Source organism: Gordonia jinhuaensis, assembly GCF_014639795.1.
Lineage (GTDB): Bacteria > Actinomycetota > Actinomycetes > Mycobacteriales > Mycobacteriaceae > Gordonia_B > Gordonia_B jinhuaensis.
The window spans coordinates 1-1,400 of record NZ_BMGC01000092.1 but is presented as its reverse complement, the minus strand read 5'-3'; the positions used below and the strand labels follow the sequence as shown (position 1 = coordinate 1,400).

Here is a 1,400-nt window from a genome sequence, read left to right as displayed (position 1 = left end):
CGAGAACTCGCGGCGCCGGATACGATTCCACTGCACCCGCGCCCAGCGGGCCAACATCCAGCAATTCCACTGCTGAGCAGTGCCCGGCTAACTTCGAAGAGCCGCGATGGGCGCGGGCGATGCTCGCCTTTCCTGTATCGGGAAGGGCAGACGACACGGCGGACAAGTCGGTGCTCTTTGATATGGCCATGCCACACATACGCGCCCGCCTCGAAGACCAGATGCTGCAGCTCATCGGCGCCGCCGTCGAGACCAAGGAACACATCCACCTCGCCACCGAGCTGGAACTGCTCGACACACCGGCTTTCGCACAAGCTCTCCTCGACGGCTACGAGATTCGGATACCCCAGCGACCCGCGGAGTGGGAAATCCTTCGCTTCTTGACAGACAACCACATGGAACTGGTGCGGCCGCTCTTGATCGACCAATTGCGAGACACCGACGACGATTCGCGTGAAGCGTCGATTCGTGCCGGCGTCGCATTGTTTCACCACGACCCCGAACCCGTCTGGAATGATATTTGGTCGCGGGCAGATGGCGACATTTCTTGGGCACAGGACTTGTTCTGCCGACTCGCCGATGCCAGCCGCTATCGCGCGCCGGCGCTCAGCGCCGACCGTCTCGCAGACCTCTATTTGTGGCTTCGCGCCAACATTGGCATGCCGGATCTGACGGGACCCGGGGTTGCCCACTTTCTAGACTCCCGTGACTTCGCGGAGATGTGGCGGAATACTCTGGTGCAGCGCCTCATTGAGTCGGCCACTGCAGCAGATATCGACGCACTGAACCGCATCCACCAGGCGGAACCCGGAATGTCTGGACTTGACTGGGCACTTGCGATCGCGCGAAGAAATCACGCAGTTAAACAGTGGAGGCCGCTTACCGTGGACGACCTCGACGAACTCGCCGTCGATCCGCGTCGGAGACCGATACGCACGGCGTTGGACCTCCGGTCTGCCACAGTGGCGGCGTTGGGTGACGTCCAAGCCGCGCTGCAAGGGGACACACCCGAAGCGCCTCTTTTGTGGGATACCTACTCAAAGCGTCCGAAGTCAGAGGACGAGATCTCCGACTATCTGCGCAACAGGCTTCAAGTGATTCTTGAAGGAGCGGTAGTGAACCGAGAGGTGCAAGTTCGAAATAACAGAGAGCACGGGATCGGCGAGCGAACCGACCTGCGCATCGACGCCATAGGGCCGGACGCGACTGCCGGACCTATAGTCTTGCCGATCGAGGTCAAGGGCTGTTGGCACGATGACCTCGAAGTCGCTTGGGAAGAGCAACTTCTCAACCGGTAGAGCCGTCAACCCGTGCAAGCAACGTTGTCTCGTAGGAGGGCTTCGAACTTTTCGCGTGGGGTGTAGAAGCCGAGTGTCTGTCGGGGGCGTTCGTTGAGTTCG

At 60.6% G+C, this 1,400-nt stretch carries 1 protein-coding gene; it reads left to right on the top strand.

Translation table 11 applies throughout. The features are described from left to right. Nucleotides 1-1,298, top strand: a 1,298-nt coding sequence (locus IEW22_RS19755; RefSeq protein ID WP_229742937.1) for a hypothetical protein, incomplete at its 5' end; no start/stop codon positions are given. Nucleotides 1,299-1,400: the final 102 nt, after the last annotated feature.